Origin of the sequence: Ensifer sp. ENS06 (genome assembly GCF_014852205.1) — a bacterium.
GTDB classification, from domain to species: Bacteria; Pseudomonadota; Alphaproteobacteria; order Rhizobiales; family Rhizobiaceae; genus Ensifer; species Ensifer adhaerens.
Genome location: NZ_JACVBC010000010.1, coordinates 118,966 through 141,176, shown reverse-complemented (window position 1 = coordinate 141,176; position 22,211 = coordinate 118,966). Strand labels below are relative to the sequence as shown.

General features: G+C 61.8%; 19 protein-coding genes. 4 read left to right on the top strand and 15 right to left on the bottom strand.

Features of this window, described 5'->3' with window-relative positions; translation table 11 throughout:
- Positions 1-324: 324 nt before the first annotated feature.
- The 4 genes from phnY to IB279_RS27385 all read right to left on the bottom strand — a co-directional run bounded on the left by phnY (position 325) and on the right by IB279_RS27385 (position 6,025).
- Complete coding sequence (gene phnY, locus IB279_RS27400; RefSeq protein WP_034794751.1) at positions 325-1,779, bottom strand: phosphonoacetaldehyde dehydrogenase; 1,455 nt, start codon at positions 1,777-1,779, stop codon at positions 325-327.
- A gap of 10 nt (positions 1,780-1,789) precedes the next feature.
- On the bottom strand, positions 1,790-3,052 hold the full coding sequence (phnA, locus tag IB279_RS27395; RefSeq protein ID WP_034794753.1) for a phosphonoacetate hydrolase: 1,263 nt from the start codon (positions 3,050-3,052) through the stop codon (positions 1,790-1,792).
- A gap of 15 nt (positions 3,053-3,067) precedes the next feature.
- Positions 3,068-4,270, bottom strand: coding sequence for a 2-aminoethylphosphonate--pyruvate transaminase (locus IB279_RS27390; RefSeq protein WP_060516642.1), 1,203 nt, complete (start codon positions 4,268-4,270; stop codon positions 3,068-3,070).
- A gap of 102 nt (positions 4,271-4,372) precedes the next feature.
- The gene (locus IB279_RS27385) at positions 4,373-6,025 is read right to left on the bottom strand and encodes a Na/Pi cotransporter family protein (RefSeq protein ID WP_192340050.1); all 1,653 of its coding nucleotides are present in this window, start codon (positions 6,023-6,025) and stop codon (positions 4,373-4,375) included.
- Between the two features lie 117 nt (positions 6,026-6,142).
- Between IB279_RS27385 and IB279_RS27380 the strand changes: the two genes are divergently transcribed.
- Complete coding sequence (locus IB279_RS27380; RefSeq protein ID WP_034794762.1) at positions 6,143-7,018, top strand: LysR substrate-binding domain-containing protein; 876 nt, start codon at positions 6,143-6,145, stop codon at positions 7,016-7,018.
- Positions 7,019-7,045: 27 nt separating this feature from the next.
- On the opposite strand, the gene kduD is transcribed toward IB279_RS27380, so the two are convergent.
- The 7 genes from kduD to IB279_RS27345 form a co-directional block, all read right to left on the bottom strand.
- Positions 7,046-7,810: a 2-dehydro-3-deoxy-D-gluconate 5-dehydrogenase KduD gene (gene kduD / locus IB279_RS27375; RefSeq protein ID WP_034794766.1), complete on the bottom strand. Its 765-nt coding sequence runs from the start codon at positions 7,808-7,810 to the stop codon at positions 7,046-7,048.
- Positions 7,807-8,643, bottom strand: a complete 837-nt coding sequence (gene kduI / locus IB279_RS27370) for a 5-dehydro-4-deoxy-D-glucuronate isomerase (RefSeq protein ID WP_192340048.1) — start codon at positions 8,641-8,643, stop codon at positions 7,807-7,809. Before kduI ends, kduD begins: the two co-directional genes overlap by 4 nt.
- 37 nt (positions 8,644-8,680) lie before the next feature.
- A complete protein-coding gene (locus tag IB279_RS27365; RefSeq protein WP_375292963.1) occupies positions 8,681-10,537 on the bottom strand; it encodes a DUF2264 domain-containing protein in 1,857 nt (618 codons plus the stop codon).
- Positions 10,538-10,621: 84 nt separating this feature from the next.
- Entirely contained in the window at positions 10,622-11,905 is a 1,284-nt protein-coding gene (locus IB279_RS27360) for an ABC transporter substrate-binding protein (protein ID WP_162765853.1), read from the bottom strand.
- 44 nt (positions 11,906-11,949) lie between these two features.
- On the bottom strand, positions 11,950-13,032 hold the full coding sequence (locus tag IB279_RS27355; RefSeq protein ID WP_034794772.1) for an ABC transporter ATP-binding protein: 1,083 nt from the start codon (positions 13,030-13,032) through the stop codon (positions 11,950-11,952).
- A 34-nt stretch (positions 13,033-13,066) separates the two neighbouring features.
- Positions 13,067-13,960 carry a carbohydrate ABC transporter permease gene (locus tag IB279_RS27350; protein WP_034794776.1) on the bottom strand — a complete coding sequence of 298 codons (894 nt, stop codon included), beginning with the start codon at positions 13,958-13,960 and terminating at the stop codon, positions 13,067-13,069.
- Positions 13,953-14,879: a carbohydrate ABC transporter permease gene (locus tag IB279_RS27345; protein WP_034794779.1), complete on the bottom strand. Its 927-nt coding sequence runs from the start codon at positions 14,877-14,879 to the stop codon at positions 13,953-13,955. Before IB279_RS27345 ends, IB279_RS27350 begins: the two co-directional genes overlap by 8 nt.
- A 143-nt stretch (positions 14,880-15,022) precedes the next feature.
- Here IB279_RS27345 and IB279_RS27340 point away from each other — a divergent pair, with 143 nt between their 5' ends.
- The 3 genes from IB279_RS27340 to IB279_RS38215 all read left to right on the top strand — a co-directional run bounded on the left by IB279_RS27340 (position 15,023) and on the right by IB279_RS38215 (position 17,897).
- A complete protein-coding gene (locus IB279_RS27340; protein WP_060643679.1) occupies positions 15,023-16,213 on the top strand; it encodes a glycoside hydrolase family 88 protein in 1,191 nt (396 codons plus the stop codon).
- Positions 16,214-16,281: 68 nt separating this feature from the next.
- Positions 16,282-17,346: a LacI family DNA-binding transcriptional regulator gene (locus IB279_RS27335; protein WP_192340044.1), complete on the top strand. Its 1,065-nt coding sequence runs from the start codon at positions 16,282-16,284 to the stop codon at positions 17,344-17,346.
- Between the two features lie 251 nt (positions 17,347-17,597).
- Entirely contained in the window at positions 17,598-17,897 is a 300-nt protein-coding gene (locus IB279_RS38215) for a DUF6894 family protein (protein ID WP_113186965.1), read from the top strand.
- Positions 17,898-17,989: 92 nt separating this feature from the next.
- Here the strand turns inward: IB279_RS38215 and doeB are convergent, their stop codons facing one another.
- Genes doeB through eutB form a run of 4 tightly spaced genes read right to left on the bottom strand, consistent with a single transcriptional unit; the run spans position 17,990 to position 22,210 of the window.
- Entirely contained in the window at positions 17,990-19,000 is a 1,011-nt protein-coding gene (gene doeB / locus IB279_RS27330; protein ID WP_192340042.1) for a N(2)-acetyl-L-2,4-diaminobutanoate deacetylase DoeB, read from the bottom strand.
- Between the two features lie 3 nt (positions 19,001-19,003).
- Positions 19,004-20,185, bottom strand: a complete 1,182-nt coding sequence (gene doeA, locus IB279_RS27325) for an ectoine hydrolase DoeA (RefSeq protein WP_113186966.1) — start codon at positions 20,183-20,185, stop codon at positions 19,004-19,006.
- 34 nt (positions 20,186-20,219) lie between these two features.
- On the bottom strand, positions 20,220-21,212 hold the full coding sequence (gene eutC, locus IB279_RS27320) for an ectoine utilization protein EutC (RefSeq protein WP_113186967.1): 993 nt from the start codon (positions 21,210-21,212) through the stop codon (positions 20,220-20,222).
- Positions 21,209-22,210 carry a hydroxyectoine utilization dehydratase EutB gene (gene eutB / locus IB279_RS27315; protein ID WP_090299810.1) on the bottom strand — a complete coding sequence of 334 codons (1,002 nt, stop codon included), beginning with the start codon at positions 22,208-22,210 and terminating at the stop codon, positions 21,209-21,211. The genes eutC and eutB overlap by 4 nt, the downstream gene beginning before the upstream one ends.
- Between the last annotated feature and the right edge of the window lies 1 nt (position 22,211).

Here is a 22,211-nt window from a genome sequence, read left to right as displayed (position 1 = left end):
AAGCGCGGCGGACAATCTTGTCGTTGCCCTGTTGTGATCGGCTTCGGGAAACATTCTGCGCAGCGGTTTCCTGTAAGTAAAATTTATTATTCTTATCGATTAGAAGAAAAAAACTATGGATGTTCTGCCGCAGAACTGGGCATGGAAACCGCGCTTGACCAAGGCGGCGGCAGGTTTCGATACGATTTCGCACAATCTGCCGGATGAAGGAGCAGATCTACGATTGCGCGTCGCGCAGAGCCCCGCGACGCTGCGGGAGCAAATAAAAAGGGAGCCGCCATGGCGGCTCCCAGAGGGGTGAATCAGCGGGGGAAACGCTTGAAATCACCATGGCAAGGAGAATGTCTTGACGTTGGTAAAGCTCTTCATCGCCTCGATGACGCCTTCCTTGTAGCCGTTGCCGGAATCCTTGATGCCGCCGAAGGGGCTCATCTCGATCCGGTAACCCGGCACTTCCCAGATGTTGACCGTGCCGACCTTCAGCCCGGCGATGTATTTCTGCATTCGCCGGAAGTCATTGGTGCAGACGCCGGAAGAAAGGCCGAAGGCGGTTGAGTTCGAGAGCGCGATCAGCGCGTCGTCATCATCGGGCGCGCGCACGATCGGTATGATCGGCGCGAAGGTTTCTTCCATCACCAGTTCGCTCGAATGCTTAACGCGGTCGACAACGATTGGCGGCAAGAGGGCGCCTTTACGGCCGGGATCGTAGAGGATCTCCGCCCCTTCTTCCGCTGCCCGGTGCACCCGCCGCTCGAAGACTTCCGCCGCCTTGGCATGGACGACCGTGCCAAGGTCCGTCGCCCGGTCCATCGGATCGCCGAACCTCAGCTTTTTCGCTCGCTCGAGCACCAGCGGCACGAAGCGGTCGGCAACGCTCTCCTGGCAGAGGATGCGTTTCACAGCGGTGCAACGCTGGCCGGAGTTCTTCGTCGCGCCGGCAACGGCCAGATCCGCGGCTCTTGCGAGATCGTCGTCCGACAGATCGTTGAGGATGATCAGCGGGTCGTTGCCGCCGAGCTCCAGGATCTGCCGCTTGTAGTGGGCGTGGGCCGCGATCAGCTTGCCGACTGGAACGCTGCCGGTAAAGGTGATGAGGTCGAAGTTCGGATTGGTGATCATCTCCATGCCAATATCGGCGGGCCAGCCGGTCACGACCGAGAGCATTTCCGGCGGCAGGCCGGCCTCATAGAGAATGTCGGCGAAGATAAGCGCCGTCATCGGCGTCAGTTCTGTCGGCTTGAGCACAACGCAATTGTTCGTCGCAACCGCCGGCGCGACCTTGTGTGCCACCATGTTGAGCGGATGGTTGAACGGCGTGATCGCCGAAATGGCGTTGAGCGGTTCGCGCGTGGTGAAGATCTTGCGCGCCTTGCCGTGTGGTGTGAGGTCGCAGGAGAAGATCTCGCCGTCGTCATGAATGCACATCTGGCCCGAGAGCGTCAGCACGTCGAAGGCGCGGCCGACCTCGTAGAGCGAGTCCTGCTTGGAGATCCCGAGCTCCAGCGTGATCAGATCAGAGATCTCCTCCTTGCGGGCAACGAGCAGGTCCGCAGCCTTGAGCAGGATGCGCTGACGCTCGTAACGCGTCAGCTTCGGCTGGTAGGCGGCCGCGATCTCGAAGGCCTTGCGCGCATGCTCGGCGCTGCCCGCAGGCACCGTGCCGATCACCGCATCGTTGAAAGGGTAGCGCACCTCGATGCGCCCTTCGGTATCGACTGTCTTGCCGGCGATCCGCATGGGCTCGTGGCGAATTGCAAATGCTGTTTCCACCTTGGTCATCGCTCCCTCCCTAGTGCGTTGTCTGGGCGGCTGCGACGAGCGCGTAGTAGAACGCATCGAAATTGCGCAACGACGCGGATGTCAGCAATTCGGGCAGTTTGCGGTTGGCGATGAAAGGCACCGCCTGTTCGGTCAGGCCGCCATGCGAGCGCAGCGGTTCGTTCAGCGCCGCCAGATCATGGCGATGTTCGCTGGTGCCGAGCGTCTTGTTTTCCGAGGAGATCAGCACGAGATCGCCGATCCGATCGTCGGGCAGCTCGAAGCGTACGCAGGCTTCCGGGCGGGAGAGCACGACGTCGATGCCTTCGATCGCCTGCAGCCGCTCGATGATCTCCTCCTTGTCCGCGCTTTCGGGCAGATAGGCCGTGGCAAACGAGCCGAGCGCGCCGTGATGCACGACATAGGGGTCGGTGATCGGCAGGATGACGCGCGCGGCGTCCTTGCCGAGCCATTGGTCGAGCAGGTCCTGCACGTAGATGACATCCGGCGAACCGTCCGCCTTGTGCTTCGGCTTCATGCCGTGGTCGGCCGTGACGATGATGGCCGCGCCGAGCGCGTCGAGTTCGGTCAGATACTTGTCGAACATCTCATAGAAGGCGTTCGCCTGGGGTACGCCCGGCGCATATTTGTGCTGCACATAGTCGGTGGTCGTCAGGTACATGACATCCGGCCGAAATTCCTTGAGCAGCTTGACGCCGGCGGCAAAGACGAATTCGGAGAGATCGGCCGAATAGACTTCCGGTACAGCGCGACCGAGCCAGGCCGAGGCATTGTCGAGGCCGTTTTCCGCCTCGGTCGTCTTGTCCGCCTTTTCAGACGAGAAGCAGATGGCCCTGCCCTCGTCATACTTCAGCCCGTGGCCGAGCAGCGCCCTGAGCTTGTCCTTCGCCGTCACCACGGCGACCTTCGCACCCGCATCGTAGAATGCCTTGAAGATGGTCGGGGCGCGCAGGAAGCGTGGATCGTTCATCATCACTTCGTTACCCGTCTGCGGTTCGTAGAGATAGTTGCCGCAGATGCCGTGGATCGCCGGCGGCCGGCCGGTAGCGATGGAAAGGTTGTTCGGATTGGTGAAGCTCGGGATAACGCTGAGCGCGGTGCGCTCCGTCCCGGTCTTGCGGATGCGCTCGAGCGTCGGCATCAGCCCGGCCTTGATGGCTTCGTCGAGATAGGCCGGCTCGCAGCCGTCGAGGCAGATGGCGATGGCCGGGACATTCGGCCAGGGATAGGTGCGACGGTTGGCGGTAACGGTGATCTTGGACATCTTGTTCATCGTAATTTCCTCAGTTCAGGCAGCGAGACGGCGACGTTCTTCAAGGGCGACGGCCGGGGGAGCGGCGCTGTCGACGCCCATTTCGGAGAGTGAGTTGCGGGCGGCCTCGACCACGCGGCGCATGACATGCTCGTCCATGCGACCGATGCAGCCGACGCGGAAACTGTCGACCACCGTCAGCTTACCCGGGTAGATGATGAAGCCTTTGTCCTTCATCAGGTCGTAGAAGCGGTCGAAGGCGAAGGCCGGGTGGGCCGGGCTGAAGAAGGTGACGATGATCGGCGACAGCCACTGGTCGGCAAGCAACGTCTCGAAACCGGCCTCGCGCATGCCCGCGACCATGACGTCGCGGTTGCGGGCATAACGGGCTCCGCGACCGGCGACACCGCCCTCTTCCCGATGCAGACGCAAGGCCTCCAGGAACGCCGCGACAACGTGGGTCGGCGGCGTGAAGCGCCACTGGCCGGTCTTGTTCATGTAGTCCCACTGGGCATGCACATCGAGGCTGAGTGAATGGCTGCGCCCCTTGGCTGCCTCCAGTTCGCTCTTGCGGGCGATAACGAAGCCGAAGCCCGGCACACCCTCGATGCACTTGTTGGCGGAAGAAACGATCGCCTCGTAGCGGAAATCGCCGATACCGGCCGGCACTGCGCCGAAGGCGCTCATGGAGTCGACGAGCAACTTGCGACCGCGGGAATAGACTGTGTCGGAAATCTCCTTCAACGGGTTGAGGATGCCGGAGCTCGTTTCGCAATGGACGATCACGACATGGGTGATTCCAGGGTCGGCATCGAGCGCTGCTGCAACCTCCGGACCGCGTGGCGGCATGTAGTCGCCCTTGTCGATCGTCACATGGTCACGACCGAGATAGGAAAGCGTCTGGGCGATGCGCTTGCCATAGGCGCCGTTCATCAGCACCAGCACACGGCCGTCCTTCGGGACGAAGCTGCCGAGCATCGCCTCGACCGAAAACGAACCGCTGCCCTGCATCGGCACGCAATCGAACTCGCCCTTGGCATCGCCGGCAATCTCGAGCAGTTCCTGGCGAAGCTTGGCGGTCATTGCCCGGAAATCGCCATCCCAGGAACCCCAGTCCCGCAGCATGGCTTCCTTAACCCGATAGGCCGTGGTTAGCGGGCCGGGCGTCAAGAGATAGGGCTCGCCCAGCCTCGGTGTTTCCAGGGGCGCGATGGTTCTTTCAGAAGCGGTGTTTGGCATTGTCCGTCCTCGCGGTTGGCGTGTTCGAGAACGACAATGGGGCGGAAACATCTATCTGTAAAATCGTTCTTTTGTATCAATCTATCGTTTCAATTTATATATCTAAGCAGCAGGCACGAGCCGGCTTTCCAGGAGGTCCCCGCTCTCGCGCAGGCGCGGATAGGCCATCGTCGTCACCAGCGAATTGACCTCCTTCAGCGCCCGAACGATCTCGAGATGCATGTCGCTCGACAGGATGCTGGTCGCGATGCCCTGCCGAAGCCGCTCCAGATGGCACTTGCTGCTTTCTTCGACCAGGCGACGCACATGTTCCTTCTGCCGAACCATTTCGCGCGCGATCACCGGGTCCGGGGAGACGAGAAGATTGGCCGCCAGCCTGACGTTGGAAGACACGGCCGCATGCAGCAAGGTGAGTTCACGCCATCCCTCCTGCGAGAAGGTCCCTGCGCCCGCAAGCCGCTCCTCGGCCATTTGCAGGAGGCTCTTTGCGACGACGTCTCCGGCATATTCGAGATGGATCGCTGCCTCGGTGAGTTCGATGCCGCGCCGCGATTGCTCTTCGGTCAGGATGCCGCGGTTGACGGCGGCGATGTAGAGCTTGATTGCGCTATGGGCCACGTGGATGTCGCCATCGATGCTTCTGAGCGCCTTGACCGCCTGCGGTGTCGGCGCGTGAATGACGGTCATGACGGGCTCCAGCATCCGGGCGATAAGATTGCCCATGTGCAACACCTCGCGTGCCGCGGCCGCCAGCGCCTGCGCCGGTTTGTCGATCAGCGCCGGGTCAAGCGCGCTGACATGAGCCGCACGATCATTGGCACCGGCGGCCTCCGGCATGAGCAACCGAACGAGGCGCGCCATCGGGCCGCAGAAAATCACCCCGACGAGAACCAGGGCAGCGTTGAAGAGCACATGCAGATTGACCAGCTTGCCGGCCACAGTCTGCCCAGGAAGCCAGTCGAACGGGGAATGCAGCGAAAAGAGTCCGAAGATCGCTGCGCCGAACAGGGCGCGGAAGAGGAGATTACCAAGCGGCAGGCGTCGGCCTTCGACCGGCAGACCGCGGGTCAGCCACAGCGCGATGAGCCCGCCGCCGATGTTGACGCCGAGCACCAGGGGAATGCCGACGTCCAGGGGCACGATGCCCTTCACGGCAAAGGTCAGGATCAGCAGGATCGCTGCCACGCTGGAGTGCAGCGCCCAAGTGAAGAAGGCGGCAAGGATCATCACGCTCAAGGCATCCTTGCCGACGAAAGCGACGACGGAAGGCAGCATCGGGCTCTGAGAGAGCGGCTGCGTCGCATGGCCGATCATCTGCAGCGAGAGGAGCAGCAGACCGATGCCGAGCACTGCACGCCCGGTCTCGACGGACTTGCGGGTCGATGCCTTCAGATGCGCGAGACCGCCAACGGCGATCAGAAGCGGCGCCAGCCAATGCAAGTCGAAGGACAGGATCTTGACGACAAGCGCCGAGCCGAGATCGGCGCCAAGCAGCACCGCCAGGCCGGTATCAAGCGCCAGCGCGCCGCTGACGGCAAAACCGGCGGCAAGCATGGCGACCGCCGTCGAGCTTTGCAGCGCAATGGCAACCGCGCAGCCGCAGATGGCCGCACGCGGTCGTCCACCGGCGCCACCGACGGTACGCGCGACGATGTCGCCTGCCGCCGCCTCAACACCTTTCTTCACGAGGCTGACGGCGTAGAGCAAGAGGACGGTGGCGGCGGCAAGCTCGAGGACGACGGCCGGGAGGTTCATGAGGCGCGCTCCGGATAGAGGTGGAATCCGAAAACTATCCGCGCCCGCTTTACATAAATCAAATCGTTCGTTTTAATCAAACTATCGTTCAAATCTATTCAAGGAGGCGTCGTACGCATGCGCTATGTCCAGCTCCGCGCCTTTCATAACGTGGCCATCCACGGCGGTTTCTCGCGTGCCGCCGAAGCGCTCTTCCTTACTCAGCCGGCAGTCTCGGATCAGGTGCGCAAGCTCGAGGAGGAATATGATGTCCTCCTCTTCAACCGGAACAAGAAGCAGGTGACGCTGACCCAGGCGGGCCAACAGCTCCTGGAAGTCACCCGCCGCATGTTCGACGTCGAGCAGCAGGCCCTGGATCTTTTGTCGGAATCACGGGCGCTGAGAGCGGGAAAACTACGGATCGTTGCCGATGCCGCCCATCACCTGCTGCATATCCTTGCCGCTTTCCGGCGCACCTATCCGACCGTCCAGGTGTCGATCGATTCCGGCAACACCGAAACCGTCATCACCAGCCTGCACGCCTATGAGGCAGACATCGGCGTTCTCGGCGAGATCCCGCAATCGAGCGACTTCGACATCCTGAAACTCAACTCCACGCCGATCATAGCCTTTGCGAGCCGTGACTATCCGCTGCAAGGCAAGAAAAAGGTGACTTTCGCTGAACTCGTGAAGCACCCCTTGGTCATGCGCGAGCAAGGCTCCAAGACCCGCCAAAAGCTCGAAACGATGTCGCAGCAATGTGGCGTGCAACTGACGCCGCTCATCGAAGCCGAAGGTCGTGAGGCGGTGCGCGAGATCGTCGCCGCCGGCGGCGGGGTCGGCTTCGTTTCGTCGGCGGAGTTCGGGCAGGACAGCCGCCTCATTCCCATCGAGATCGAAGCGCCCGAGATGCTGATGGACGAAGCACTCATCTGTTTGCGCGAGCGCAGCAACGGGAAACTGGTCAGCGCCTTTTTCGACATTGCCCGCAGGCTAACCTCTGCGCCGGCCTGATCGCTACCCGGACGGCAGCAACGCAATTCATCGCGCCAACCAGCCGCCATCAACCGGGACGACCGCGCCATGCATGTAGCGGGATGCCGGCGCCAAGAGAAAAACGGCAGCCTCGCCGATATCATCGGGCGTGCCCCAGCGACCGGCCGGGATGCGGTCAAGGATTGCCGCTGAGCGGTTCGCATCCGCGCGCAGCGCCTCGGTGTTGTTGGAGACGATGTAGCCAGGCGCGATCGCATTGACGTTGATGCCCTTGCTTGCCCATTCGTTGGCAAGGATGCGGGTAATGCCCAGCACTCCATGTTTTGAGGCGGTATAGGATGCGACACGAATGCCGCCCTGGAAGGACAACAACGAGGCAATATTGACGATCCGCCCGGCTCGCTTTTCGTCCAGGAGTTTTCGGCCATAGGCCTGGCAAAGAAGAAAGGCCGCCTTGAGATTGAGGTCGATCACGTCATCCCAGTCGGCCTCCGAGAGCTCGGTGGAGGCCGACCGACGAATGATGCCGGCATTGTTGACCAGTCCATCCAATGGGCCGCACTGTCCCCAGACGCGGTCAAGCAACGTTTTGACCGCCTCTCCATCGCTAAGATCGCAGGCAAACGGCTGGATCCGGCCGCCCGCCGCTTCGACCTTTTCGACTGTTTCGGCCATGGACGAGCGTCCGACCGCGACCACTTCGCCGCCAGCCCGGGCGACCGATACCGCGATGCCCTGGCCGATCCCGGTGTTGGCACCCGTAACCAGCACGCGCTTGCCGTCGAGGCTGAAGGCCGAGAGATCGCTCATCGCAACGTCTCCATCGGGACCGGGTCGGCGTCGGTGTAGTCGACATTGTCCCCCGCCATCGCCCAGATGAAGGCATAGCTGGAGGTGCCGCAACCGGAATGTATAGACCACACCGGCGACAGCACCGCCTCTTCGCTCGCCATCACGATATGGCGGGTTTCGGAAGGCTCTCCGAGAAAATGGAAAACCCGCGCCGGCTCGGGAAGGTCGAAATAAAGATAGACCTCCATGCGTCGATCATGGATGTGCGCCGGCATCGTGTTCCACACCGACCCTTCTTTCAGTTCCGTCATTCCGACGACCAGCTGGCAGGTCTCGATCCCATTGGTGAACTGAAAGATCGATCGTTCGTTCGATGTTTCCAGGCTGCCGAGATCGAGACGTTTCCCGCCCGCGATCGTCAAAAGCGCTGTCGGGTAAGTACGGTGCGCGGGGGCTGACAACAGATAGAACTTTGCCGGCTTCGACCGGTCGTCCGACGAGAACACCACGTCCGACCCCATGCCGACATAGATCATGTCACGGGGACCGAGCACATGGCTCTTTCCGGAAACGACGGCCCGCCCCGGCCCGCCGATGTTGACGGCAATCAGCTCGCGGCGCTCGAGAAACGTCTTCGTTCCCATCGGCTTGATGGCTTCGAGCGTCAGCTCCGCCTCGACCGGCATCGCCCCACCGATCACCATGCGGTCGTAATGGGTATAGGTGAGGTTGACGCGATCGCTCGCAAACAAACCGCCAATGTGGAAATTGTGACGCAGCTCGTCGGTTCCCATCGCTGCGGCAGCAAGCGGATCGATGGCGTGGCGGGATGTAAAATCGGGGATCGTCATATCAAGTCTTTCGGTCGTTGTGGCAGGATCGAGGATGTCAGAGCGGTACGCCGCGCATCAGCGTTACGGTTGTCCCCGTCTCGGACACGCGCCGTCGCAGCGCTCCGACGTCGGGTGCTGCAGGCAAGCGGGATAGTTTCCTTGTCCCCTCTGTCGCATCGGCCTGCGCAAGCACGGCGACGGCGAGCGTGCTGACGCCGACTGGAACAGTACCGCGCAATTGCGGAACCAAGGTTTTTGCGGAAACCAGGTTGGTGTTTGGGGCAGCGATATGGCAGCGGCCCTCACGAGGGTTCGTCGAACCGATGTCGAGGATGGCTGACAGGTCCGTCGCCGTGGCAACGACAGCGCGGCCGGCACCCTGTTTGCAAACTTCGCCGGCGTCTCGCCCGACTGCAAAGCCGCCTTCGATCGTGGCGAGCGTCCGCGGCGTGTCGATGCGGTGAAGCCGAACCTGGAAATCGCCGTCCCAGTAAAGCCAGGTCTCGACCAAGACATCGGCGAAGGGTCGCCAACGCGCATAGAGAAGGTTGTCGGCGACGAGCGCCTCTTCGTTGGTTTCGCGCACGCGGAAATGCACGCCGTCATCGCTGAAGCCGATCATGGATTCGAGCACGGAATTGTCGAACCGCCAGAGATCGTTCTCGATGCTGAAGCCGTATCGCCCCGAATAGGCGAACTTCGCGTATTTCTCAGGCGCGAAGCGGATGAAGGTGTTCTCGGCGCTCGTGTGCTGGCCACAGGAGAGCGCAATGGCATCCCCTGCCGGATTGGCGATCAGGAATCCGATATGGCGCTGCGTGGAGACGGCGGATCGCTGTGGGCAGGCGTCCTCATCGCTCGCCCAGAACGGATGGTCCGCCGGCAGCATCAGCGGAAGGAAGGCCTTCAGCGCCCAATAGGGCGATTGCGCGGAATTGTACGGTTCCGACATGATGAGGTTGGGATAGGCGTAGCCGACGGGCATCACGCCATCGCGCGCGGCGAAGGGGTGCTTCGCCCACCAGCGCAGATGACGCAGGAAGTAACCCTTCTGTTGTCCGAAGGGGATCTCCTCGTCGCCTGCGAGCGCCATGGCGCCGAAGAGGCCGGCAATGGCAAAACGATAGGTCATCGAGCGACCGAAGCAGAGCGCCGGTCCGTCATCGGCAAACCATCTCGCCATGTCTCCGGCGATCAGTCGGGCCCGCTCCCGATACCTTTTCGTCCAGTCGCCGCCATCGAGGGCCGCCAGGATCAGGCCATAGAAGTGAAAGGCGAAGGGAATGTAGTGGTCGGCGCGGCGCGTATCCCCATCGTGATACCAGCCATCGCCGAGGTAGAACGCGTCGAGTTCCTGCCGGTACTGGTCGTCGAGTTCTCGATCACAATCGACCCCGACGTGTCTCAACCCCATGCTGACGAGCAACCGGAAGAACTTCCAATTGTTGTCGCTATATTCGCAGGCATGGCCTTTGAGCAGATAGGCAGCAACGTTTCGCCGTTCGGCCGTAGACAGGGGCGCCCAGAGCTTGTCTGGAACGAGCCTCAGTGCAAATCCGATCGCTGCGAGTTCCACGAGGCGCTGGCTGCGGTCGAACGGGTCGCCCCAGTATTCCGGATGGGCCGGATCACAGCCACTGGCAAGACCGCGCGCGATCGGCGTCCAATCGATCCACGTTGCGCCGCCGACCTCGGCCGGTGCCAGGCCCCAGAGCAGACGGGAATAACCCTCCAGGTCGGCGGACGCCTGGTCGAAATGTGCCGCATGCGCATCCAGCCGGATGCGTGCGCCGCCGGCAGACCGATATTGTTCAACCGGCTCCACCAGCGCCTTGAGCGCGGCCTCGACATCGGCGCGGCTTTTGAGCGGATTGCCCGCCCACGGTTTAAACAGGGTTTCGGGGAAGATCATGTCGGTCATGCCAAAGGTTTCCGTTCGAACATTGCCGCGCGGGGGGATGACTTCCCGCGCGGCCCGGCAAAGTGGAGCGGATGCTCAGGCCTTGAGAATGCGGTCGGCCGATGAGACGAGTTCGTTGCCTGCTTCCGCCGGCGTCAGCTGGCCGAAGGCGACCTTGTCGGCGAGCGGCCGGAAGACGCGCTCGTCAAGTTCACCAGCACCGAGCGGCACGGCCGGCGGGTAGGTGCCGACGCGATCCGCAATGCCGTTGACATAGTCGACCGTCTTTTTCGCCGTGGCGTCGATCGAGGGAAGAACGGCGGTCTGCACGTCGGTGTTTACAGGCACGCCGCGCTCGACCTGAAGGATCTTGCCGGCCTCCAGGTCGTTGACGAAAAAGTCGATGAATTGCGCTGCGAGTTCCGGGTTCTTCGCGGTGCTTGCGATCGACCAGTGCAAGCCGGGGCGATAGAAAAGTCCGGAGGGACCATCCGCACTGCTGACCGGCAGCGACGTGATATCGAGCGTGCTCTTGGAAATCTTCTGGAAGGCAGGGAGCTGGTTTGAGAAGGCAATCGCGATGGCCGCGTTGCCGGTCGCCAGCGGGTTGCTGTCGACCAGCACCTTGTCGAGCGCTTGTATCTCGGCGGAGACGCAGCCGCCGTTCTTGGTGAGGCTCTCCCAATAGCCGAACCAATCGGCCGCATCGCTGGCCTCATAGCCGAGCTTTCCGGCTTCCGTGTAGAGCTTCTTGCCGCGCTGATGCAAAAACGCCTCGAAGGCGTATGTGTAGCGCGACGCGTTTCCAACCGCCCAGACGTTCTTCTTGCCTATTGCCTTGGTAAGGTCGATCGAGAACTTGGCGAAGTCGTCCCAGGTGGTTTTGGCCGAAGGCGGGATAAGCCCGGCTTTCGTGACCGCATCAGCGTCGTAGATCATGGCAAAGGCGTTCAGCGACAACGGCATACCGGTCACCTTGCCGTCGACCGTTCCAAGATCGAGCACACCTGGCACCAGCTTGTCCGTGCGGATGACCTTGCCGAGATAGTCGTTGAGCGGCAGGTTGGTGGACCGGCGGCTATAATCGGCAAAGCGGCTGGGCTCGAGCTGGAAAATGTCCGGGGCGTTCCCACCGGCGATCATCGTCGTCAGTTTGGGCCAGTAATCGCTCCCGCCCACTTCGCCGACGATCTTGGCGCCGGAATGCGCCGCCTCGAAGAGCTTGGCAACGCCAAGCGTGCGCTCGGCGCGGCTGGGTGTACCCCACCAATAAAGGCGCATGGAATCCTCCGCAAAGGCGCGGAACGCGGGCATCGTCGCGAGTGTGGCGCCGGCCCCGAAAAGCGCGGCGTTACGCAAAAAATGGCGTCTGTTGATCATGTTCTCCTCCTCCATGATTTGTTCCTTGAGATCTCTCTTTGCGATCAATGGCCGATGCGGTCGCCGGCCCCGTCGAACAGGTGGCAGTTTTCCGCGGCAATCCGGACGTCCAGCGTTGAGCCGGCAGTGATCGGGCGTTGGCCATCGAGAGCAACCGTCAGCGACTGCCCGTCGGTGAGCCGCCCGTAAACGATGGTCTGACCGCCGAGATGCTCGACATGGACGACCGTCAGCGCGCCAAGTTCGAGCCCGCCGGTCGCGTCGATACCGATATGTTCGGGCCGCAGGCCGAGGCTGACCTTTGTGCCAACCGCGATGCGCTCCTCGATCGGGAGCCGCGCAATTCTGCCGGCAACATCGATCGAGATACCGCCGTCGCGGATGTCGCGTGCGACGGCATCGAGGAAATTCATCTTGGGCGAGCCGATGAAGCCGGCGACGAAGCGGTTGGCGGGCCGGTTATAGATCTCGAGCGGCGTGCCGTGCTGTTCGATGACCCCGGCGCGCAAGACGACGATGCGGTCTGCAAGCGTCATTGCCTCCACCTGGTCATGGGTGACGTAGATCATCGTCGCGCCGATATCCTTGTGCAGCTTGGCTATCTCGACGCGCGTCTGGACGCGAAGCTCCGCATCGAGATTGGACAGCGGCTCGTCGAACAGGAAGATCTTCGGGTCGCGCACGATTGCCCTGCCGATCGCTACGCGCTGCCGCTGGCCGCCAGAGAGTTGCTTCGGCTTGCGGTCGAGCAGATGGGTAATCTGCAGGATGTCGGCGGCCTTGCGGACCCGCTTGTCGATCTCCGGCTTCGGCATCTTTGCCGTTTCGAGACCGAAGGACATGTTCTTGTAGACGCTCATATGCGGGTAGAGCGCATAGGACTGGAAGACCATGGCGATGCCGCGCTGGCTCGCCTCCTTCTCGTTCATGCGCTCGCCGCCGATGGAAAGTTCGCCGCCGCTGATCGGCTCGAGCCCCGCAATCATGCGCAAAAGGGTCGACTTGCCGCACCCCGATGGGCCGACGAAAACCACGAACTCTCCGGAGCCGATCGCCAGATCGACGCCGCGGATGATGTCGAGATTGCCAAAGCTCTTCTTGATCTTGCTCAAAGCCAGCGTCGTCATCGTTTCCGTCCCTATCTCTCAATTCCAGTTGGTGTCAGCGCTTCATGCCGGTTGTCGCGATGCCTTCGATCAGCAGTCGCTGGAACAGCATGAAGAGGATGAAGATTGGCAGCACCGTCAGCGTCGACATGGCAAAGAGCGAGCCCCAGTCCGACGTCCCGGTGGAGTCGACGAAGGTGCGCAGACCGAGCTGGGCGGTGTATTTTTCGATGTCATTCAGGTAGATGAGCGGCGCAAAGAAATCGTCCCAGGTCCAGATGAACGAGAAGACGGCTGCCGTCGCCAACACCGGCGTTGAGAGCGGCAGGATCACCTTCAGGAAGATGCGCAGCGGGCCGCAACCATCCATGATGGCCGCCTCGTCGAGCTCGCGCGGGATGCCCCGGAAAAACTGCACCATCAGGAAGATGAAGAAGGCGTCGATCGCCAGGAATTTCGGCACCACCAGTGGCAGGATGGAGTTCACCCAGCCAAGCTTCAGGAACATCACATATTGCGGGATCAGCACCGCATGCTGCGGCATCATCAAGGTGCCGAGCATCAGTGTGAACCAGAAACCGCGCCCCTTGAAACGTAAGCGCGTGAAGGCATAGGCCGCCATCGAGCAGGAAATGAGGTTGCCGATGACGACGAGCAGCGAAATCACCAGCGAATTGAAGAACATCCAGCCAAAGCCGATACTCAAGCCGGTCCAGCCGCGGCGATAGGCATCGACTGTCGGGTCAGTCGGGATCAGCCCCGTCGAGGTGAAGATCTCGCTGTCCGGCTTGAACGAGCTCGCGACCATCCAGAGCAGCGGATAGAGCATGAGAAAGCTGACCGCGACGAGCAGCGCATAAAGCAGAGCACGTTTCCACGGGGATGTGCCAGATACGCCGGCGTCGGCGCGCGAAGCGATGGTGGTCGTCGAAAGAGCGGCATCAGTCATCGTAGTGAACCCAGTACCTGGCTGTCAGGAATGACATGGCGGTGAAGAAGGCGATGATGAGCACCAGGACCCAGGCCAGCGCCGAGGCATAGCCGAAGCGGAAATTGGTGAAGGCCTCCTGGTAGAGGTAGAGCGTGTAAAACAGCGTGGAGTCGATCGGACCGCCGGTTCCGTCGCTGATGACAAAGGCCGAGGTGAAGGCCTTGAAGGCATCGATCGTCAGGATCACGGCATTAAAGAAGATCACCGGCGTCAAAAGCGGCAAGGTGATCTTGAAGAACTGCCGGGCCTTGCTGGCGCCATCTATGCTTGCCGCCTCGTACATGTCCTGCGGGATCTGACGCAGACCGGCAAGAAAGATGATCATCGAGGATCCAAACTGCCAAACCGCCAGGAGAACGAGCGTATAAAGCGACGTCGAAGGGTTCGAGATCCAGCTTGGCCCTTCGAAACCGAACAACGCGTTAAGCGCCTGATTGAGCAATCCGTCGCCGGCAAACACCTGTCGCCACAGGACCGCCACGGCGACGCTGCCGCCGACCAGTGACGGCAGATAGAAGATCGCGCGAAAGAGCGACAGGCCTTCAAGCCCCCGGTTTAGCGCCACTGCCACGGCAAGCGCAAAAAGCAACTTCAAGGGAACCGACAGCAGCACGAAGGTGAAGGTCACGTTCATCGCCGTCCAGAAGCGCGGATCATCGGTCGCGATGCGCACGTAGTTCTCCGCGCCAACCCAGTTTGCTGCGCCAAGGCCGCTGTAGTCGGTCAGAGACAAATAGAACGAGGCGACAGCAGGCCCGAGCGTCAGCAGAAAAAAGCCGATAAGCCACGGCGTGATAAAGCCGTACCCGGCCAGGCTCTCTGCGAGCCTGAACCCGCTGCCGGCAGCCGGCCTTTCAGTTGTCCCTAATGTGGACATTGTATCTCTCTCCAGCGATGCCCGGCTCCTCCCGAGCATTCGACTCCTAGCGGCTTGAAATTTTCCCGTCAACAGAAAGTTTCGTAGTTGACGAAATTATCGTATTTGTGCGAAAACTTCACGAAACCAACGTGAGGCTTATCATGCGCATCGAACGAAACAGCTACTTCAACGCGGTCGAAATGGTTGGCAATCGCCCCAATCGCGAACGTCACCAGCAGGCTTTGGAACGCTGCATTGCCAAATTGCGCCAGACCATGCCGACAATCGGTCTGCGCAATCCGAAGATTGGCCTGCCGGATCAGACGTGGAGCTATTGCGGGCCCTTTGACTGGGTCGTGAGCTTTCACGCCGGCCAGCTCTGGCTTGCGCTGGAACTCACGGGCGATCCCAGCTTCCTGAACGCCGCCCGGGCCCGCCGCGCCATTTTTCGCGACATCTTGCGCCATCGCGATGCGCAAGACCACGATCTCGGCTTCCAGTTTTCTTTGAGCTGCGTTGCGGAGTGGCTGCTGACAGGCGACCGGGAGGCTCGCGATCTCGCTCTTGAAGCTGCGGCGAGGCTGCTTGAGCGCTATCGCCCGGATGCACGATATATCCAGGCCTGGAATGCTCGCTCGATCCACGGTGGCATTCGCTCCGAATTCGTCAATGGGCGCGTCATCGTCGATACGATGCAAAACCTCGCGCTGCTACACTGGGCCCACCGCGAGACCGGCCGCGGCGATTTTGCCGAAGCCGCCGATGGCCACGCCGAAACAACCCTGAAGCACCTGGTTCGCGCCGACGACACAAGCTTCCACACGTTCCTGTTCGACCCTTCAAGCGGTAAGCCCTTGCGGGGGGAGACCCATCAAGGTTATGCGGATGATTCCTGCTGGTCACGCGGCCAGGCCTGGCTGATCCATGGCTATGCGCAGTGCGCGGCAACCACCGGCAACCCTCACTTCGCCGACGCCGCGAGACGTCTGGCTGCCAAGGCCGAAGCTCTGATGGGCGACGACGGCGTCCCCGTCTGGGACTATTCGGTTCCTGATGCCAAGTCAGCGCCCCGCGACAGTTCCGCCGGCGCGATCATGGCGGCCGGCATCTTCATCCTCGCCGGGCTTTGTGAACCGGAGGAGGCACAACGCTGGTACGCATTCGGCGATCGCCTGATCGGTGGCCTGCTCGACACTTGCGATCTGACGGGCGATCCCAAGGCCGAAGGGCTGCTCGCCCATGGCGCAGCCCATGCCAGCGCCGGCTATTCCGATGCGATGCTGCCCTACGGCGACTATTATTTCATGGAGGCGCTGATGCGTTCGCTTGGGCACACGCGCTTCTTCTGGTAGTGGACGATCATGACCATGCAGCCGCGATCAATCTCGCCCACTCCGGCCAGATAGGAACCTTCGTCGAAATGGATGACGAATCGAACGCCCCGACACTCAAGGACATCGCCGACGCCGCGGGCGTTTCGGTCGCGTCCGTATCGAAGGTGCTCAACAATCGCGGTGGCGTCGGCGACGAAAGCCGGCGCAAGATCCTCGATCATGCGGAGCGCCTGGGCTACCAGGTCCGGGCGGCCCGCTCGCTGATCCGCGCCGGCGTCGAGAGCACTGTGCTGGTGATGCCGGCACAGTTTTATGCCAGTTCGGCTTTCTACGAGGACGTGATCCAGGGCGTGCTTGCAGAGGCCAGCACAAGCTCGCTCAGGATCGACGTCAGGCTTGTCTCGCTGGATGCGGAGATCGCGATCAGCGAAATCTCTGACATTCTGCGCGACATCCGCCCGGGCGCCCTTGTCGTGCTCGGCATGGACCATCCCGTCATGATCGACAGGATCGTCGATAGCGGCATCCCGGCCGTCATCATCAACGGCATGGACCGGACGATGCGGCTCTCATGCGTGCTGCCCGACAACTGGTCTGCCGGCTGGCTCGCTGCACAAAGATTACTTGCGGCCGGCCACCGCGAGATCGTGCACGTGACAATTCCCCACCGCCTGTCGCTACGCCGGCGCCTTGAAGGCTTCCGGATCGCGCTGGAGGAGGCCGGAATTGCCTTCGACGAAAATAGACACATCTTTGATCTCGGTCGCATGGGCCTGCAAGAGCCCGACACCACGCCGGCGATACGGCAGGCCATAAAGCAGGGGCGTTTCACCGACACAACCGCGTTCTTCTGCAGCACCGATCTAATCGCGATCAACGTCATGCAAGCTCTCGAAGCGAGTAGTCACTCGGTTCCGGAAGACTTCTCGATCATCGGGGTCGACGATATCGCGATCGCCCGGCACAGCCGCCCGCCGCTGACGACGATGCGGATCGACCGGGGTGAGCTTGGCCGTGCCGGCATCGAACTCCTGCTGGAACGGATCAACGACCCCGAAATCAATGTGCGCCGGGTCAATCTCGGCGTCCGCTTGGTTGAACGCTCCACAGTCGCCGTACCAAGGAGCAGCCCTCACGCGAAAAGAGCGTAAGAGGTAGCAGGATACGAAAGCGCCTCTGCCTGGCGCGCACCACGTTCGACGGACGAGACCCGTGTGTCGGGAGCGCGGAGCCGTAAAATGATGAGGTCAACCACACGGCCACTCTTACGCGTGGCCGCACCTCACCTGCCATCGATGGATGGCTGCGTCACGCCCCACAAGCCATGTCACGCAACTGTCACGCGCAATAGATCAACGAGACTGCTAAGAAGTAGAAAAGTTATCATTGCTCGAGTGGCAACATGCCCCGATACCTCTTTCATATTCACCTGTCCGGCAGGATCAGTCGCGATGACCATGGAGCGTTTCACGCCAATGACAGTCAGGCGGTGACCAATGGCAGGTCGATCGCCGACAAGATCGCTGAAGACGACAGGCACCGTAGCGTCATCGTGACTGTCGAACGAGCCGGCGGCGTTGTTCTGGCCCGCGTGACTGCCAGGAGGGCAATGCCACCATGGCAATCTGCGAGTTCGAAATTCGAACACGCTTGGAGAGAACTGTCCGACCTTGACGTTAGCCAATTTCGCAAGGCGCGTTAGAAATCCTGGCCTTGTTTTATTGACGTCAGCGAGGCGTCCCCTTTCGGTTAGGGGATGGCTCGCACGCGACGGTCGCCGGTGGTCCTTAAGCCCTATGCCGCGACAATAGTTGCGAGCACGCTGACGCAATCACCGGATTTGACGAGGCCGGGGAAATGGCGAGCGACGAGGATGCCGTCCATCTTTGCCCGTATGTTCAGCGGTTCGTCGCCTGTACGGCCGATCGGATAGATGCGGGCGACGATTTCCCCGCTCCTCACCTGGTCGCCGAGATCGACGAACGGTTCGACAAGTCCGCCGTCCTCGGCAAAGCAAAAGCAGTTGCCGTCGGGCATGTCGAGCCACGTGGTTTCGCCGCTTTCGACTGCCCCTTTCAAGATACCTGCCGCCTTCAGCACGTTGGAAACGCCCGCCTTGGCGATACGCGCACTCCTGGCCGTCGCCGTGCCGCCACCGCCGAGCTCGGTGGTGATGAAGACCTTGCCCATCTCCTCCGCCGCCGTGTCGTACATGCCGACGGCATCGATCTCCAGCATCTTCATCGACCATGGGGCGCCGAAGGCCCTGACGAGTTCGAAGGATTTTTCCTCCTGTGCCTTGTCTGGCAGCACATGGGCGGCGCAGAAAGGCAGAAAGTCGAGCGTCTTTCCGCCTGAATGATAGTCGAGCACGATCTCGGCAAGCGGTAACAGCGTGCGCTGGAAATAGTCCGCGATCTTCTGGGTGACCGTGCCGTCCGGCGCGCCTGGAAAGCTTCGGTTCATGTTGCCCTTGTCGATCGGCGAGGTGCGGGTGCCGGCCAAAAAGGCCGGATAGTTCATCGCCGGCACGATGATGACGCGGCCCGTGACGTCATCGGCCTTCAGCGTGCGGGCGAGATCGAAGAGCGCAATCGGGCCCTCATACTCATCGCCGTGGTTGCCGCCGGTGAGAAGGGCCGTCGGGCCCTCCCCGTTCTTCACGACTGTCACCGGGATCATCACCGAGCCCCAGGCGGAATCGTCGCGGCTGTGAGGCAGACGCAGGAAACCATGCTGAACGCCCTCGGCCGAAAAATCGACCGTAGAACTGATCGGCGAAGGACGAAGGTTGATTTCCCGCATGGCTCAATCCTTCACGAGCAGTTTGCGCGGCACGTTGGCGAGGCACTCGACACCGCTCTCGGTGATCAGGATGCTTTCCGTGGTCTCAAAACCCATGTCCTCGAGCCAGAGGCCCGTCATGAAGTGGAAAGTCATGCCGGGTTTGAGTTCGCTGCGGTCACCTGGACGCAGGCTCATCGTGCGCTCGCCCCAGTCCGGCGGATAGGAAACGCCGATGCCGTAGCCTGTGCGATTGTCCTTCACGATGCCGTACTTCTTCAGCACGGCGAAGAAAGCGTTTGCGATATCCTCGCAGGTATTGCCGGGCCGTGCCTTTTCGAGGCCTGCCTCCATGCCTTCCAGCGTCGCCTTCTCGGCATCGAGGAACGCCTGTGTCGGCTTGCCGAGAAAGACGGTGCGCGACAGCGGCACGTGATAACGGTGGTAGCAGCCGGAAATCTCGAAGAACGTACCTTCGCCTCTCTTCATCGGCCGGTCGTCCCAGGTCAGGTGCGGCGCGGAAGCCTCCACGCCCGAAGGCAACAGCGGCACGATTGCTGGATAATCGCCGCCGATGCCATCGACCCCTCGGGTACCGGCATCGTAAATCTCCGCGACCAGATCGCATTTGCGCATGCCGACCGCGATCTTGTCGAAGATGCGTTCATGCATCTTTTCGACGATCCTTGCGGCGTTGCGCATGTAGCGGATTTCGGCCTCGCTCTTGACCGCGCGCTGCCAGTTGACGAGTGCGGTCGCATCGATGAAACGCGCATTCGGCAGATGCTTCACTAGTGAAGCGAAGGCGGCGGCGGAGAACCAGTAATTGTCCATCTCCACGCCGATCGTCAGCTTGTCGAGGCCCCGTTCGGCGAGCTTGGCCGAGAGGTAATCCATCGGGTGGCGTTCGGTGGACTGCACATAGTGGTCCGGATAGCCGACAATGTTCTCGTGTTTGAGGTAGGCGGTGAATTTGGCGCCGTTGGCATCCTGGCCGCGTCCGTACCAGATGGGCTCGCCCGTCGGCGGCACGACGACGCATTGGTGCACGTAGAAAGACCAGCCGTCATAGCCGGTCAGCCAGTTCATGTTCGACGGATCGCTGACGATCAGCACGTCGATGCCCTTGGCTTCCATCGCTTTTCGCGTTTTTTGAAGACGCGTTTCATACTCCGGAAGTGAGAACTTCAGGTTCGCTTGTTTCATCGGTTTTTCCTCTATACCCGGCGAAAAGCCGGTCTCAACTCTCGAAGATCGTGCCGGCGCCCGCCTTTGCCGCGCGGGCGCCAGCAAGCGTAGCTATGGCCGTGTCCTGAATGCCCGTGCCGGTAAGGTCCGCCACGGTGATCTGCTCGGGGCCGCTGCGGCCCGGTTTGCGCCCGGCGACGATCTCGCCGAGTTCGGGGAAGATCGTATCCTCCGTCACGAGGCCCGCTTCGATGGCATGATGCAATTCGCCGAGCCTGCGCGTCTGCTTCAGGCTATCGGCGACATAGAGGCCGGCGGTGGCGACAATGGCGGGTTCGATCTCGTTTTTGTGCTCGGCGTCCGACCCCATGGCCGTGACATGCTGGCCAGGCTGGAGCCATTCGGCCCGAAGCACCGGTGTTTCGGAAGGCGTGGTGGTGACGATGATCTCCGCACCATCGACAGCCGCCCGGCCGTCGGCCTCCGCCCGAACCGGAAAGCCGAGCTTCACCGTCAAGTCCGCAGCGACGGCCTCGGCTTTAGCAGCATCTCTCGCCCAGATGCGCGCTTCGCGGATCGGCCGCACCAGACTTAAGGCCTCAAGCTGCAACCTTGCCTGCATGCCGGCGCCGAAGATGGCGGCAACCGCGGCATCCGGGCGCGAAAGTTGTCGAGCCGCGACCGCGCCGGCCGCCGCTGTGCGCACATCCGTCAGGTAACCGTTGTCGAGGAGGACGGCCTCTACCAGGCCGGTCTTCGCCGAAAGCAGCACCATCAGGCCGTTGGTGCTCTGCAGGCCGATCTTCGGATTATTGAAGAAGCCGGGGCTGATCTTGATGGCGAAACCGTCGAGACCGGGCACGTAAGCCGTCTTAACATCGACCTCACCGCGCTCTTCAGGGATGTCGAGCCTCAGGATCGGCGGCATCGCCACCGCTTTGGTGGCAAGCGCGTGAAACGCTCCTTCGACGCAGGCAATGGCATCGAGATCGAGCGGAACGATACGCCTGAGTTCCGCCTCGGTAAGAATTCTCATCGCCGTCATGCCGCGGTCTCCGCTAGCGGATCGACCCCGCCATTGATGACCCGTCGATGCAGGTCCATGTCGACATTGCGGCCGGAGAGGATGACCGCCACCGGCCCCTCCAGCCGGCCAAACCGGCGGGAAAGCAAGGCCGCGATGCCGACGGCCCCTGCCCCCTCGATCACCTCGCGCTCCTGGGAATACGCATGCCGCATACCGGCCGCGATCTCGGCTTCAGACAGCAAGATCACGTCGTCGAGCAGCGCGCGGCACATTTCGAAGGTCACGGCGTTATCAAGGCCGATGCCGCCACCGAGGGAATCGGCAAGGCTTGCCACCTCCTCGACTTGCACCGGCCGCCCTGCGTTAAGGCTCGCCTTCATTGCCGCGCCACGTTCCATCGTAAGGCCGATGACGCGGGTCTTCGGTGACCGCCCTTTCACGGCCGCGGCGACACCGGCCGCAAGCCCACCGCCGGAAAGCGGCACAAAAACCGTCGCCACATCCGGCATTGCCTCGACGATCTCCAGACCGAGCGTGCCCTGCCCGGCAACGACCGTTCGATTATCGAAGGGTGGCACCATGACGAGACCCTCTTCAGCCACCAGCCGATCCACCTCAAGCTGGGCTTCGTCCTGCGATTTGCCGACGATCAGGACATTGGCCCCAAGCCTTCGGATGTCCGACACCTTGTTGTTGGGCACGAGTTTGGACACGCAGATTGTCGCGACTGATCCTGCGGCCTTGGCGGCATGGGCGAGCGCCCGGCCGTGATTGCCGGTCGAGGCGGCGACGACACCCCTCGCCCGCTCTTCCGACGTCAGCGAGAGCACGGCATTCGTGGCGCCGCGGAGCTTGAAGCTGCCTGTCGCCTGGTGGTGCTCAAGCTTCAGGCCGACGGGCACACCGAAGCGTTCGCAAAGCGAAGCGGAAAGCACGAATGGCGTATTCAAGACCCGGCCCTTTATGCGCCGCGCCGCCTGTTCGATATCCGCCACTGTTACGGGAAGGTTCGACATC

Bases quoted from the DNA above. Each gene is read 5' to 3' on its own strand.
- eutB (WP_090299810.1), bottom strand. From the start codon at position 22,210: ATGTCGAACCTTCCCGTAACAGTGGCGGATATCGAACAGGCGGCGCGG.
- IB279_RS27355 (WP_034794772.1), bottom strand. From the start codon at position 13,032: ATGACGACGCTGGCTTTGAGCAAGATCAAGAAGAGCTTTGGCAATCTC.
- IB279_RS27385 (WP_192340050.1), bottom strand. From the start codon at position 6,025: ATGAACCTCCCGGCCGTCGTCCTCGAGCTTGCCGCCGCCACCGTCCTC.
- IB279_RS27345 (WP_034794779.1), bottom strand. From the start codon at position 14,879: ATGTCCACATTAGGGACAACTGAAAGGCCGGCTGCCGGCAGCGGGTTC.
- IB279_RS38215 (WP_113186965.1), top strand. From the start codon at position 17,598: ATGCCCCGATACCTCTTTCATATTCACCTGTCCGGCAGGATCAGTCGC.
- kduI (WP_192340048.1), bottom strand. From the start codon at position 8,643: ATGACGATCCCCGATTTTACATCCCGCCACGCCATCGATCCGCTTGCT.
- IB279_RS27365 (WP_375292963.1), bottom strand. From the start codon at position 10,537: ATGATCTTCCCCGAAACCCTGTTTAAACCGTGGGCGGGCAATCCGCTC.
- IB279_RS27350 (WP_034794776.1), bottom strand. From the start codon at position 13,960: ATGACTGATGCCGCTCTTTCGACGACCACCATCGCTTCGCGCGCCGAC.
- doeB (WP_192340042.1), bottom strand. From the start codon at position 19,000: ATGCGGGAAATCAACCTTCGTCCTTCGCCGATCAGTTCTACGGTCGAT.
- IB279_RS27360 (WP_162765853.1), bottom strand. From the start codon at position 11,905: ATGATCAACAGACGCCATTTTTTGCGTAACGCCGCGCTTTTCGGGGCC.
- IB279_RS27380 (WP_034794762.1), top strand. From the start codon at position 6,143: ATGCGCTATGTCCAGCTCCGCGCCTTTCATAACGTGGCCATCCACGGC.
- IB279_RS27390 (WP_060516642.1), bottom strand. From the start codon at position 4,270: ATGCCAAACACCGCTTCTGAAAGAACCATCGCGCCCCTGGAAACACCG.
- phnY (WP_034794751.1), bottom strand. From the start codon at position 1,779: ATGACCAAGGTGGAAACAGCATTTGCAATTCGCCACGAGCCCATGCGG.
- IB279_RS27335 (WP_192340044.1), top strand. From the start codon at position 16,282: ATGGATGACGAATCGAACGCCCCGACACTCAAGGACATCGCCGACGCC.
- doeA (WP_113186966.1), bottom strand. From the start codon at position 20,185: ATGAAACAAGCGAACCTGAAGTTCTCACTTCCGGAGTATGAAACGCGT.
- IB279_RS27340 (WP_060643679.1), top strand. From the start codon at position 15,023: ATGCGCATCGAACGAAACAGCTACTTCAACGCGGTCGAAATGGTTGGC.
- kduD (WP_034794766.1), bottom strand. From the start codon at position 7,810: ATGAGCGATCTCTCGGCCTTCAGCCTCGACGGCAAGCGCGTGCTGGTT.
- phnA (WP_034794753.1), bottom strand. From the start codon at position 3,052: ATGAACAAGATGTCCAAGATCACCGTTACCGCCAACCGTCGCACCTAT.
- eutC (WP_113186967.1), bottom strand. From the start codon at position 21,212: ATGACGGCGATGAGAATTCTTACCGAGGCGGAACTCAGGCGTATCGTT.